General features: G+C 45.1%; 12 protein-coding genes and 1 pseudogene. 8 read left to right on the top strand and 5 right to left on the bottom strand.

Features of this window, described 5'->3' with window-relative positions; translation table 11 throughout:
* Positions 1-508, bottom strand: a 508-nt coding sequence (locus tag IGQ44_03095; protein ID HIK36963.1) for a squalene--hopene cyclase, incomplete at its 3' end; no start/stop codon positions are given.
* A gap of 80 nt (positions 509-588) precedes the next feature.
* Here IGQ44_03095 and IGQ44_03090 point away from each other — a divergent pair.
* Positions 589-1,368 (top strand): HAMP domain-containing histidine kinase, encoded by a 780-nt coding sequence (locus tag IGQ44_03090; protein HIK36962.1) that lies wholly within the window; start codon positions 589-591, stop codon positions 1,366-1,368.
* Here the strand turns inward: IGQ44_03090 and IGQ44_03085 are convergent.
* Positions 1,325-1,807, bottom strand: coding sequence for a GNAT family N-acetyltransferase (locus IGQ44_03085; protein ID HIK36961.1), 483 nt, complete (start codon positions 1,805-1,807; stop codon positions 1,325-1,327). The two genes, IGQ44_03090 and IGQ44_03085, sit on opposite strands and share 44 nt — an antisense overlap.
* 224 nt (positions 1,808-2,031) lie before the next feature.
* Between IGQ44_03085 and IGQ44_03080 the strand changes: the two genes are divergently transcribed.
* From IGQ44_03080 to IGQ44_03060, 5 genes are all read left to right on the top strand, one after another.
* Complete coding sequence (locus IGQ44_03080) at positions 2,032-2,247, top strand: hypothetical protein (GenBank protein ID HIK36960.1); 216 nt, start codon at positions 2,032-2,034, stop codon at positions 2,245-2,247.
* A gap of 148 nt (positions 2,248-2,395) precedes the next feature.
* Complete coding sequence (locus tag IGQ44_03075) at positions 2,396-3,931, top strand: carboxylate-amine ligase (protein ID HIK36959.1); 1,536 nt, start codon at positions 2,396-2,398, stop codon at positions 3,929-3,931.
* A 105-nt stretch (positions 3,932-4,036) separates the two neighbouring features.
* Positions 4,037-4,696: a methyltransferase domain-containing protein gene (locus IGQ44_03070; GenBank protein ID HIK36958.1), complete on the top strand. Its 660-nt coding sequence runs from the start codon at positions 4,037-4,039 to the stop codon at positions 4,694-4,696.
* A gap of 279 nt (positions 4,697-4,975) precedes the next feature.
* Positions 4,976-5,299: a thioredoxin gene (gene trxA / locus IGQ44_03065; GenBank protein HIK36957.1), complete on the top strand. Its 324-nt coding sequence runs from the start codon at positions 4,976-4,978 to the stop codon at positions 5,297-5,299.
* Between the two features lie 89 nt (positions 5,300-5,388).
* A complete protein-coding gene (locus IGQ44_03060; protein ID HIK36956.1) occupies positions 5,389-6,444 on the top strand; it encodes an LOG family protein in 1,056 nt (351 codons plus the stop codon).
* Here the strand turns inward: IGQ44_03060 and arsJ are convergent.
* Positions 6,441-7,667 carry an organoarsenical effux MFS transporter ArsJ gene (gene arsJ / locus IGQ44_03055; GenBank protein HIK36955.1) on the bottom strand — a complete coding sequence of 409 codons (1,227 nt, stop codon included), beginning with the start codon at positions 7,665-7,667 and terminating at the stop codon, positions 6,441-6,443. The genes IGQ44_03060 and arsJ overlap by 4 nt on opposite strands.
* Before the next feature lie 32 nt (positions 7,668-7,699).
* Positions 7,700-8,230 (bottom strand): annotated as a pseudogene (locus tag IGQ44_03050) (hypothetical protein).
* Positions 8,231-8,539: 309 nt separating this feature from the next.
* Here IGQ44_03050 and IGQ44_03045 point away from each other — a divergent pair.
* The gene (locus tag IGQ44_03045; protein HIK36954.1) at positions 8,540-9,310 is read left to right on the top strand and encodes an alpha/beta hydrolase; all 771 of its coding nucleotides are present in this window, start codon (positions 8,540-8,542) and stop codon (positions 9,308-9,310) included.
* On the opposite strand, the gene IGQ44_03040 is transcribed toward IGQ44_03045, so the two are convergent.
* Complete coding sequence (locus tag IGQ44_03040; protein HIK36953.1) at positions 9,276-10,034, bottom strand: matrixin family metalloprotease; 759 nt, start codon at positions 10,032-10,034, stop codon at positions 9,276-9,278. The two genes, IGQ44_03045 and IGQ44_03040, sit on opposite strands and share 35 nt — an antisense overlap.
* Positions 10,035-10,121: 87 nt before the next feature.
* Between IGQ44_03040 and ftsH3 the strand changes: the two genes are divergently transcribed.
* Positions 10,122-11,969, top strand: a complete 1,848-nt coding sequence (gene ftsH3 / locus IGQ44_03035; GenBank protein ID HIK36952.1) for an ATP-dependent zinc metalloprotease FtsH3 — start codon at positions 10,122-10,124, stop codon at positions 11,967-11,969.
* Positions 11,970-12,162: the final 193 nt, after the last annotated feature.

Below are 12,162 nucleotides of genomic sequence, written 5' to 3'. Positions count from 1 at the left end.
CATAGATGGTAAAGAAGGGATTGGGGGGTAGTAACATAATCCAGGGGGGGATAGAGGGTACCCCCCGCCAGTCATAGCAACCTATGATGGCTAGATGGAATTTGGTGAAGACACGGGTTTTACTAATACCACCCCTACTTAGAATAAACCTTCTTGCCTTCACCAAGGCCGGGTCATCTCTGTCTACCCCTAGCAACCTTAAAGCCATGTAAGCCTCTACGGAGGTGCTTAAATCCCCCCCATCCCCGTAGTACAACTCCCACCCTCCGTGTTCTCTCTGTTGAGACCGCAAATAGTGTTCAATCTTGTGTAGCGGTTTTTGTGAATCTACACCCCAGATTTTGTACAGCAACAGGGCCTCCGCTGTTATGGTAACATTAGATTCCAGGTAGGCACACCAGTGTCCATCTTCTTTTTGTAACGAGAAAAGATAGTCCTGGGCTGCCTTGATAGCCTTTTTTAAGACGTTTTTATCCACTTTTTGTCTGCAGTCTGTTTGTGTGCTCATAACTACCGGTTATTGGTTTGTAGTGTTTCTAGGATAACTCTTTCTTCCCCCCAGACCAACCCTCTCCCCCCCAAGTGCCTATGAAAGAAGCGGATGACTTAAAGATGGAATTAGAAAAAACAAGAATAGCCTATCAAGAAGCAATAGAAAACAGTCGCTGGAAGGCAGGTTTTCTGGCTAGGATTGCCCACGAAATTCGCTCGCCTCTTAGCAGTCTGATGAGTCTACACCAGTTGATTATAAATGATTTGTGCGAGGATGAACAAGAGGAAAAAGAGTTTATTGTTTCGGCCTATCAGTATGCCAGAAAACTAATGGGCATAATTGACCAACTGGTGGAGATTTCTAAATTGGAGGCTGGCAGATTAAGTTTGGAAATAGAAACCGTAAATTTAAAAGAGTTATTGAGGGATGTGGTAGAAGTAATGAATTTGCAGGCAGAAAACCGCAATCTGAAACTGGTTTTGACTTTAAATGAACAGGAAAATCTAGCAGTTAAAACCGATAGATTGAGAATAACAAATATGTTGTTTTTCCTCCTAGAAACAGTCATTGCCTATTGCGATACGGGGGAGATTGTGGTGACTGCCGGCAAGGATAAAGGGGGGGTTGAGATTGTTATTTCCTTCCCCCCACAACACTTCCCACTTTGTGAGAATATTGATCTGCTGACTACCCCCATAGAAGAATTAAAAGACTTTAATAGGCATCCCCCAAAACTGTCGCCAGGCATGAGATTTCTACTAGCAGATTGTCTCCTTAGTCTTTTGGGGGGTAGGTTTTCTCTCAAAACCAGCAATGTCAATCGAGAAGAAACTATCGGCTATAGCCTATTTCTTCCGTCTGCTGCGACTGTCTGATTAATTGGTTGGGGGTGGGATGTCGCTGATGATTATATAAAACCATAGTGGTGGTAGGATTCTTGACAAAACCTATTTTTTCGTAGAATTTCTGCTGATAGGTTGTCATCAAATAAATCCTCTCCACTCGACTTAAGAGAGGATGACTGATGATGGTTTCTACTAGTTTCCTCCCTAACCCCAACCCCTGATATTCCGGATGAATTACCACATCCCATATCACGGCCCTATATATACCATCAGAAGTGGCCCTAGCACAACCTATTAATCTTTCTCCATCCCACACGGAAACCACTGGGTTACTGTTATTGATGGCAATTTCTATGTCGCTTATACTGCGATTTTGAGCCCAGAATGCTGTTTCCGTGTACAATTGTTGTAACTTTTGCAAGTCTATCCTGGTTTTGTCGGCAGAGAATTCGATGTGGCTACAATTCATCAATCATACTCCTTTTTGTATTGCTAAAGGACCCTCCATGCCAATGCCGCCGAGTCGAGGTTGGATTTTTTTTTCTGTTTCGGCGACTTCCCCCAACCTATCGACCCATTCTCAATAGTAGCAAAGTAGAGCTTGTTTGCGACCATTGCCCACCCAATTGTTAGGATAACTTGACGGTTTTTTTGTTATCCTTGTCAAAAAGAGGCCCCATAACAAAAGTCTTTATGGAGAATCTCCACTACGAAAAGATTGCCACTGTAACTCACATAGGCTCTAATCTTCTCATTGTAGGTTACAACAGACGGTTCCAGTGGGCCTTCAGAATAGTCAACAAGGCGGGAGAAATTGTCAGAGAAGATGCCCATTATTCCACTGCCATTCTAGCAGAACAAGAGGGCACAATTTGGATTAAACACAATCTCCTCATCTCCTCAGAGTAGTCCAGACAACCATGTCTCGGGTTTTTCGTTAAGAAATATTTAGATTTTTTTAGGGGATAAAGGAAATACTTTACAAAAATCAAAAAAAAAATGCCGCCGGGGAAATTCAGATATTATATTGAAAAGGTAGGGCTCAAGGAAAAACGTTGTGATTACAGAGGAAGATAAAGAGAAATTTGCCCAATTGCAAAATAAACTAAAAGAGTTTTGGGAAGACGGCGATATACTGGACCAAGACGATCAAGATATTTTAGTCATTCCCTCCTTTAGCATTGATCAGAGGGTAGGACAAAAAATAGCAGGTTTTTTACACTACGAAGAAAGACTATTATTTTCTCTAATTAGACTCAGAAACCCCCAGACTCGTCTGATTTATGTCACCGCACAGCCCCTTTCTCCCATAATAATCGAGTACTACTTGCAGTTACTACCAGGGATACCGTTTTCCCATGCCCGGGACAGACTGTTGTTGTTATCCACCTACGATAATTCCCTAAAGCCTCTAACTCAAAAAATCCTAGAAAGGCCCCGTTTAGTGGCAAGAATAAAGAAATTTTTAAGACCAGATAAAAGTTTTATGGTATGTTTTAATTCTACCGTTTTAGAGCAAGAATTGTCCGTCAGATTGGGTATTCCTTTATTGGCTTCTAGTCCTGATTTAAAATACTGGGGCTCGAAAAAAGGGAGTAGGGATATTTTTGCTGAGTGTAATATACCCCATCCTTTGGGTAGTGAGCTAGTTTTTTCTGTAGATAAACTCCTTGAAGAGATTGCAATTTTGCTAGAAAAGAAGCCCGGTATAAAGAGAGTGGTCATAAAGCTAAATGAGGGGTTCTCGGGAGAGGGGAATGCCATTCTAGACTTGACAGAAATTTACCCAAAAATAAAAGAAGAAAATTTACAACATAATGAAAGAAAATATCTGATAGAAAAAATCATAACCAATGCGAAAGTTCAAGGAGAAGGAGAGACTTGGGAAACCTTTAGTAAACGCATTCCTGAACTGGGAGTTATTGTAGAGGAATTCATCGAAGGAGAAGAAAAATATTCTCCGAGTGTACAGGGTTATATTACCCCCAATGGCAGGGTGGAAATACTCTCAACTCACGACCAAATATTAGGGGGGGAGGACAAACAGATATATTTAGGCTGTCTATTTCCCGCCCGTGATGAATACCGTATGCAACTACAGGAATTGGGATTAAAGATTGGCGAAAACCTGGCAAAAAAAGGGGCTCTAGAGAGGTTTAGCGTGGACTTTTTAGTGGTAAAAGATGGGAGTAAATGGCAAATATATGCAATAGAGATAAACCTGAGAAAAGGAGGGACAACCCATCCATTTATGACACTAAAATTCCTAACAAATGGAGTATACAATTACCAAGACGGCTTGTTTTATAGTCCAGAAAATAAACCCAAATACTATATCGCGTCTGATAATCTTCAAAAGCCACAATACCACGGTTTGCTACCCAATGATTTGATGGACATTATTACTAAACACCGTTTACACTTTGATAGCAGTACCAAAACGGGCACAGTTTTTCACCTGATGGGAGCATTATCGGAATTTGGAAAATTGGGGCTGACTAGCATAGGCAATTCTCGTGAGGAGGCCCTTGCTATTTATGAGAATGTAGAAAGGGTTTTAGACGAGGAAACGGAAAGCATGAGGTGGTATTAAAATTAGAGGAAACCTTCCCTATTTTGACCCAGTATAAATGGAGAGATGGTCAGTGGTTTTAGTTTGTGTTATTATACGGCAGTGATTGGTAATAACATCGGGAAGATGGCTACTTTTTTACGCCCTCTGAGTTATAAATATCAATGGCTATATGATACCATTTCTCGGCTGGCCGCGTTGCCGGTGGGAGGAGAAAAAAAATTCCGTCAACTAGCACTGAAAAACTTAAATGTGGGAAGGGATAGTAAAATTTTAGATCTATGCTGTGGCGCGGGACAAACCACTAAATTTCTGGTACAATGTAGCGACAATGTCATCGGTTTGGATATTTCTCCTCACGCTATAGAAAAGGCCAAAAAAAATGTGCCCCAAGCTAAATATGTGGTGGCAGCAGCCCAAAAAATGCCCTTCCCCGACAATGAATTTGACATAGCACACACCAGTGTCGCACTACATGAAATGACAAGTGCAGAGTTGGAGGAGGTTTTTAAAGAAGTATATCGTGTTTTGAAACCGGGTGGCCTATTCACCTTCATAGATTTACACAAGCCTCATAATCCTCTTTTTCTGCCGGGAATTATGGTTTTTATGTGGTTGTTTGAGACAGAAACTGCCTGGCAATTGCTCGAAACTGATTTACCCACCCTCCTCACTTCCACGGGTTTCATAAACGTAGAAAAACAACTGTTTGCCGGAGGAAGTCTTCAGGTCATTCGGGCTAGAAAACCGGAATGCTTGTATACCTTATATTTCAAAAATATATAGGCAGAAAAACTGTAAAGAAAACAGTGAAAAAAACCCCAATTCCCCCGGGATTGTTATAGAATAGAGATGGCGGAGACAAAGTTTCCGTTCACTCCTCACACCATAAACCGCTCCTTCTGCGGGGGCGGATTCCTATTTTTTGGCTGTGGCTCTTGTTTAACTCCGAACTTATTGTAAAGTTCTAGTAATAATCCCTCAGCAAGGTGTTCAATCTCTGGTATGTTGAAATCTGATACCATTTAAACTACTAGGTCGTTTTAGTTAAGGGAAGTAGGAAAGATGTCCTTGGTTCAAGAGGTAAACGAGTCTGACTTCAAAGAAGTGGTGTTGGAAAGCGACATACCAGTGTTGGTAGACTTTTGGGCGCCGTGGTGTGGCCCCTGTCGTATGGTAGCGCCAGTAGTGGAAGAAATTGCCCAACAATATGAGGGGAGAGTGAAAGTAGTAAAATTAAACACCGATGAAAATCCCCAAATCGCCAGTCAGTACGGGATTCGGAGTATCCCCACGCTGATGGTGTTCAAAAACGGCCAAAAAATAGATATGGTGGTGGGCGCCGTGCCCAAAACCACCCTATCTAACACCCTGGAAAAATATCTCTAGTCTGCAACACCCATCACTAGTCCATACCTCCCACGTTGTGGCTTCTCTCTGCGTGGGATTATTGTTTTCCCAAGAATTGTTATAATAAGATGTCCCTGTCCGTCAACGCTCCTGAATTGAGAGAAAGTCTGAAAAAACTACTGAAAAGTATCCCCTCCTCCCGACACAATAAGTGGTTAAAACGCAGTCTCAAGGTTATTGTCAAGATTATTGAAAAGAATGAAATCGACCGCCTGGAGTGGAAAATACTCAGTGGCACTCTGAGAGACTTGGAAAAGGGCTTCCGGGTTTTCTCCAACTACAAGGATGTTAGGAAGGTCACCATTTTTGGTTCGGCAAGGGCGCCAGAAGACTCCCCCGAATACCAGTTGGCACGGGAGTTTGCTCAACGGGTGACAGAGTTGGGGTTTATGGTGTTAACCGGGGCGGGGGGTGGTATTATGGAGGCGGGCAACCGGGGCGCTACTTCTTCCTATTCTTTCGGTTTAAACGTGAAACTGCCCTTTGAACAAAATGCTAATCCCTTTATAGCAGACGACCCTAAACTGATCAATTTTCGTTATTTCTTCACCCGCAAGTTATTCTTCCTCAAAGAGACTGATGCCATTGTGCTTTTTCCCGGCGGCTTTGGCACCCAGGATGAAGCCTTTGAAACCATCACCCTTTGTCAGACGGGTAGACAACCCCTAGTGCCTCTCATCCTCATGGACAAGCCGGGGGGAGACTATTGGCAAGAATGGCATAACTATCTCCACAAACACCTACTGGGAAGGGGGTACGTAGATGAAGACGATCTAAGAATGTATCATATCACCGACAATGTCCAGACGGCCTGTGACATCATCCAACAGTTTTATCGGGTGTATCACTCCAGTCGCTACGTTAAAGATCTGTTTGTAATCAGACTTAACTACGAACTGACGGACGAACAAATTGAACTGTTGAACGAGCATTTTAGTGATCTCCTTCTGTCCGGCAGGATAGAGAGGAGAGTCCCGAAAAAGCTCAAAAACGACAAGTTGAACCTCCCCCAGATTGTACTACACTTGCAGTCTAAAAAGTTCAGCCGTCTGTATCAGATGATTAACATGATAAATAGCTTCTCTTGTGAAAATGCCCCCTACTGTCTACCCCAATACCGTTAGGCTTTTACAGCCTGTTGTGACTTCACCGGCGGTAGGAAGAGGGAGATGAGGGAGGCAGTTAACACAAACAGGCTAGAAACCCACAAACACCCCTGAATGTCCAAGGTCTGATAGATTATACCAGAAGTCACTGTGCCCAGCAAACGCCCCCCCGAGTTGGCCATGTAATAAAAACCAACATTGAGGGCAACCTGGTCATCCTCCGTATAGGCCAAGACTAGATAAGAGTGTACGGCAGAATTGAAGGCGAAAACAATCCCAAAGATGATTAACCCCCAGGTGATGACAATGTGGCCGGAAAGTCCTGCCATAAGGGCAATGGCAATAGCCGCGGGGATAATGGTCAGAATGGAAGTCCAAATTTGAATGGTCTTTTCCCGGGGGGCATTGCCGGGCTGGTTCTGTCTTAAAATGGTGGGGGAAAGGGATTGGACTATGCCATAGCCGATCACCCAACAGGCCATGTAACTACCTACCTGAATGAAGTTCCATTGTAACTTTTCGTAGAAAAAGAGGGGCAGTCCCACCACAAACCAGACATCCCTGGCGCCGAAGAGGAAAAATCTAGCGGCGGAGAGGATATTGATGGCCCTACTCTTAGAAAACAGCTGTTGAAATTTGATTTTGGCCTTGACTTTGCCCATGTTAGCCGGCAGCAGTTTGCCAGTGAGAAGGATAAGGAATAACACTGTAGCTTGGATGAATAGGGCGTTACGGAAGCCAAAAAATTGTAGTAGGGCAGCGCCAACAAAAAAACCTAATCCCTTGAGGGCATTTTTAGATCCGGTGAGAATAGCTACCCAACGAAACAGTCTGGACTCTGCCTCTTTGGGCACCACCAGCCGCACGGCACTTTTTGAGCTCATTTTGGTTAAGTCTTTGGCAATGCCGGAAAGGGCCTGGGATGTCATCACATAAACCACTTGAAATCCCACTGGCCAGTCGGTATTCACTAAGGCTAGCATTACCAGGGCAAAAATTTGTAAGCCAATACCTCCGTAAAGGGTAAGTCGAATGCCAAATTGAGCCCCTATCCAACCCCCCAAAAAGTTAGTGACAATGCCAAAAGTCTCATAAAACAGAAACAGAAAGGCAATTTGCACCGGGGTAAAACCGAGGAGGTGGAAATGCAACAACACCAGCATTCTCAACGCCCCGTCGGTAATAGTAAAACCCCAGTAGGCAGCGGTAACAATGGCATAATTTCTAACACTGTTGTCCATAATTCCCCCTAATTTACTGACAATTTTTTCTACTAATTCCAATAGAAGTAACACCGGGCTATTTTTACCGGTTTCACCATGTCTTTGTAGTCTAGTGGCACCAGCAATTGTTCCTCATATCCTAAAATGCCCTTTAAAGGAGGTTTCTCAGAGGCTTCTTTCAGCATCCCATTCACCTGGGCTATGATGGTTTCCCTTGCCGCCTAGAAGACGCAGTCGGTGAGATGGGCATTTGACAGAGGCCCCCTGACAGCCATGCCACTCAATTTCCCCTTCAACTGCGGATGGATGAGGGAAATGGCCGCCGCAAAGCCTGTAGCATTTAGTACTAGCGTTTGTAAACAATAACAGGATCTATGGGGTGCCTCTACTATCATCTGGGTGTTAGTCACATGGTGTACAGTGACAATTGCCCCGTGTTTTATCCCTATCCCCTCAGAAATTCCCTTCACTACTTTTCCCTTTATTTTATTCATCTGTACAAGTCCAAGATAGGGATTTTCCCACCCCATCTTCCACACCAATCGGCCAATCTTGCCAAAGCCATCAATCCCTATACCCATGGTTCCCCTTATTACCATTACTTCTATTGTCCATAAAATCGGCAAAATTTAGTTTAAATAAAGGTTAATATCACCGATAACAAGCAGCATAGGCTCACATCCCGGCTGCCACCATTCAATAAAACCCGATTTGAATTTACCCTAGGGAGATAGTTGCAATCAATTTCTTCTTACGCTAATATTTATATCAGACTTAATGCTAATTATTAGCAATAATCTCGGTGACTAAGAGGCAAGGGAGAGCGGGATATTTCTTTTATTCTTATTCCCTTGCTAATACTTTTTTTTTAGAAGAAGGGGAAAATAAGAATGTATACAACTCCAGAGGTAGTTTGGCTCAACACTAATCCTTACCTAAGGCGTTTCAATCTCCCTGTTATTAAACATTTATCGCAATATCTGGATGTCGCTCATTGGGAATATGAGCTAACAGAAGATGAAAGCACCTCTCATCAGTTGGCCATTGATTTGTTGGACGACTACCTAAGCCTGTTAAAAAAGCCAGTGCATCTAGTAGGACATAGCACTTGTGGTTTCTTGGGTCTACAATATGCCAGTAGATATCCGGAAAAGGTGAAGTCTTTAACCCTTCTGGGGGTAGGAGTCAATCCTGCCATGGACTGGGTGGGGTATTATTACCTGTTACGACGTCATTTCAAGTGTTCCCAGGAGGTAATTCTGAATCACTTGGGAAGGTGTTTGTTTGGCTATGGGAATTCGTACTATCAAAAGTCACTGGTGAAACTGCTACAAAAGGCGCTGGTTTACTCCCTCTCCCCCCACTCATTGTATAAAAGGCATACAAGTTTCCCTGTCAAGACTATAACCCCGCCGCTGATGGTGTGTGGTAGTAGGGAGGATCAGATCGTATTCTGGACGGAGATAGAAAAATGGGAATTGTATTTGAAAACAGGAGATCGAATTTGTCAATGTCCAAAAGGAGGACATTTCTTCCACTATTTCCATCCCCAGTGGCTAGGGGAAAGGATATTGGACTTCTGGATTTCTCTGGGGGAGTATATTCCCAAAAAAGACGCCTACCGGTTTAATTTCCTGACAACCTCCAGCCCAAACGGGTAGGTTGCTGATATACTCTTTTGAGGGTGTTAATATCCCTGACAGAAATGGTGGGGATGTCTCGGGTATGGGCATGGTACATTATATCTTGAGGACTGGGACTATGCCCCCATATGCCCAAGGCATGTCCTAACTCATGGGTGATGTTGCTTTCCAGATAGTCTAGATTCTGATTGGGGTTTACACGGATAATCATTTTGTGGCGCAGCTGGGAATCCCGCAAATAAAATTGCACGGTGGTAGTGGCTGCGGCAACCCTAGGTAGGTCAAACAATCCCGTTTCCGGATTTACCCGTAGTCTACCTACTGGTGGCGGTTGACGGTAGATTAGAATATCGGCCTTTTCAGGATTGTTTGTTTCCTGAAGGGGGATATAGGGATTCCAGGCGGCAATAGCCTTTTTCCCCGCCTGACGCCACTGTTGAAAGGCTTTGGCCCCTGAGGGGGAAAGGTTGTCAGGGGGGGATTCCAGATACACCCTTACGGGGAAATCATACCAAATTAGGGCCCCCACCGGATGGGATTGGAGGTAGTCAAAATAGTCTTCCTTGTAGTCACTTTGCCAGGCGGCAAGAGTGGGAGGCAGGGGATGGGGTTTTAGGGGAGGCAAAGACACCTCATCCCCCCTTGGCCAGGTTTTCTGACTTACTGTTACTAGCAAACAGACTAAAACAGAGAGAAAAAGTAGGGAAAACCGTCTTTTAAACCACTGCAATTCCCTTAACATAAGTTAACATAGAAGATAATAAGGCAAAAAAGCGAAAAAGGCCTGTTGATACAATAAACAGAAGGATAAAAGGAGGCTATAACAAGGGTGAACAGGAATAACAAAAAATGGCGTAATGTCGGACTGTATGCCATTCTCGCGGTAGTGGTAATAGCCCTGAGCACTGCCTTTTTAGATCGCCCCCAAGGCAGCCAATCCACTTGGAAGTATAGCGAGTTTCTCCAACAAGTACAGCAAGACAGGGTAGAAAGAGTAAGCATTACGGCAGATCGCACTCAGGCTATTGCTACCGCCAAGGATGGGCAGAGATACCTGGTTAATTTACCAGAAGATCCCGAATTAATCGACATCCTCACCCAAAACGGGGTAGATATAGTAGTGTTGCCCCAAAGCGATGACAGTTTCTGGCTCAGAGCTCTCAGTAGTTTGTTCTTCCCAGTCCTTTTGTTAGTAGGGCTTTTTGTATTACTGCGTAGAGCGGCCAATGGACCGGGATCCCAAGCCATGAACTTTGGGAAATCCCGGGCAAGGGTGCAAATGGAACCCCAAACCCAGGTCACCTTCAACGACGTGGCCGGGATAGAACAGGCCAAGCTGGAATTGGCAGAAGTGGTAGACTTTTTGAAAAATGGTGAGCGCTTCACGGCAGTGGGGGCGAAAATTCCCAAGGGAGTACTATTGGTAGGGCCACCGGGAACTGGCAAAACCCTCCTTGCTAAAGCCGTGGCGGGGGAGGCCGGTGTACCCTTCTTCAGCATCTCCGGTTCGGAGTTTGTGGAAATGTTTGTGGGGGTAGGGGCCTCCAGAGTTCGTGATCTGTTTGAACAGGCCAAGCAAAATGCCCCCTGTATCGTCTTCATCGACGAGATTGACGCCGTGGGCAGACAAAGAGGGGCTGGTTTAGGTGGTGGCAATGATGAAAGAGAACAAACCCTTAACCAACTCCTTACAGAAATGGATGGCTTTGAGGGTAACACTGGTGTAATCGTAATAGCCGCCACCAACCGCCCGGATGTATTAGACCCAGCCCTGTTGCGTCCAGGACGTTTCGACCGTCAGATAGTAGTGGACCGTCCCGACTATGCAGGGCGTTGTGAGATTCTCAAAGTCCACGCCCGTGGTAAGAGTCTAGCCAGCGATGTGGATCTTGAAAAAATTGCCCGTCGCACCCCTGGCTTCACCGGTGCTGATTTGGCCAACCTACTCAACGAGGCGGCCATACTAGCCGCCCGTCGCAACCTGACAGAAATTACCATGAATGAGATTAACGACGCTATTGAGCGGGTTTTGGCCGGGCCAGAGAAGAAAAATCGGGTAATGAGCCAGAAACGCAAAGAATTGGTAGCCTATCACGAGGCTGGCCATGCCCTGGTGGGTGCACTACTACCCGACTATGACCCCATTCAGAAAATTAGTATAATCCCCCGTGGTCGTGCCGGCGGTCTCACCTGGTTCACCCCCAGTGAAGAGCGCATGGAATCCGGCTTGTACTCCCGCGCCTATCTGGAAAACCAGATGACAGTTGCCCTCGGCGGCCGTGCAGCGGAAGAAATCGTCTTTGGCGAGGAGGAAATTACCACTGGTGCCTCCAATGACCTACAACAGGTTACCAGAGTAGCCCGACAAATGGTCACCCGTTTCGGGATGAGCGATCGTCTAGGACCTGTAGCCCTGGGTCGTCAAAACGGTAGTATCTTTTTGGGCCGGGAAATCGCCTCTGACCGCGACTACTCAGATGCTACAGCCGCCGCCATAGACGAGGAAGTGAAGAAAATGGTAGACAAGGCCTATCAGAGGGCAAAACAAATTCTCATGGAAAACCGTGAGATTCTGGACAAATTGGCACAGATGCTCGTGGAAAAAGAAACCGTAGACGGGGAGGAATTACAACGGCTGCTAGACAGCAGTGATGTGAAATTGGCTACTGTTGCCTAGTTAGCCATTTAGTAATACAAGTAGGCGGGGATTTATACCCCGCTTTTTTGTGGCTTTTTTGTGACAGTTGGGGGGAATGTGTATGACAGTTAGCCTAGCGAATATTAACGGGCGCCTCCCCCCCTTCTAACCCCAATTCTGCCAACATGGCATGATCCTCCTCTGGGGGTTGGCCAAGGGTGGTCAGGTAATT

The organism is Geminocystis sp. M7585_C2015_104 (genome assembly GCA_015295805.1).
GTDB lineage: Bacteria > Cyanobacteriota > Cyanobacteriia > Cyanobacteriales > Cyanobacteriaceae > DVEF01.
The sequence above is the reverse complement of the archived record's forward strand: the minus strand, read 5'-3'. Positions and strand labels throughout refer to the sequence as shown.

Excerpts from the sequence above, each read along its gene's own strand:
- IGQ44_03090 (HIK36962.1), top strand. The coding sequence starts at position 589 with ATGAAAGAAGCGGATGACTTAAAGATGGAATTAGAAAAAACAAGAATA.
- IGQ44_03085 (HIK36961.1), bottom strand. The coding sequence starts at position 1,807 with ATGAATTGTAGCCACATCGAATTCTCTGCCGACAAAACCAGGATAGAC.
- IGQ44_03080 (HIK36960.1), top strand. The coding sequence starts at position 2,032 with ATGGAGAATCTCCACTACGAAAAGATTGCCACTGTAACTCACATAGGC.
- IGQ44_03070 (HIK36958.1), top strand. The coding sequence starts at position 4,037 with ATGGCTACTTTTTTACGCCCTCTGAGTTATAAATATCAATGGCTATAT.
- trxA (HIK36957.1), top strand. The coding sequence starts at position 4,976 with ATGTCCTTGGTTCAAGAGGTAAACGAGTCTGACTTCAAAGAAGTGGTG.
- IGQ44_03060 (HIK36956.1), top strand. The coding sequence starts at position 5,389 with ATGTCCCTGTCCGTCAACGCTCCTGAATTGAGAGAAAGTCTGAAAAAA.
- arsJ (HIK36955.1), bottom strand. The coding sequence starts at position 7,667 with ATGGACAACAGTGTTAGAAATTATGCCATTGTTACCGCTGCCTACTGG.
- IGQ44_03045 (HIK36954.1), top strand. The coding sequence starts at position 8,540 with ATGTATACAACTCCAGAGGTAGTTTGGCTCAACACTAATCCTTACCTA.
- IGQ44_03040 (HIK36953.1), bottom strand. The coding sequence starts at position 10,034 with ATGTTAAGGGAATTGCAGTGGTTTAAAAGACGGTTTTCCCTACTTTTT.